This window comes from Burkholderia sp. GbtcB21 (genome assembly GCF_019091065.1).
Classification (GTDB): Bacteria; Pseudomonadota; Gammaproteobacteria; order Burkholderiales; family Burkholderiaceae; genus Burkholderia; species Burkholderia pyrrocinia_C.
The window spans coordinates 1-241 of the sequence record NZ_JAGXKA010000428.1 but is presented as its reverse complement, the minus strand read 5'-3'; the positions used below and the strand labels follow the sequence as shown (position 1 = coordinate 241).

The window sequence follows — 241 nt, the reverse complement described above, 5'->3', positions numbered from 1 at the left end:
GCCGGCCCACCCGTTCAACCCGATCAAGCCGCTGCGCCTCGCGATCGCGTTGGGCAGTTCGCTCGATGCGATCCGGCGGATCTTCCGCCATATCTGGCGCGACGGACATGACGTGTCGACGCCGGAAGGCTCCGCCGCTCTGTGCGAAGCCGTCGGTTTTCCCGAGGGCGTAGCGGCCGTCGAAGCACAGCCGGTGAAGGTCGCGCTGCGCGCGAACACCGATCGTGCGATCGCGCTCGGC

The 241-nt window shown here is 68.9% G+C and carries 1 pseudogene; it reads left to right on the top strand.

Features of this window, described 5'->3' with window-relative positions:
* Positions 1–241 (top strand): annotated as a pseudogene (locus KVT39_RS37265) (2-hydroxychromene-2-carboxylate isomerase); the annotation flags it as partial.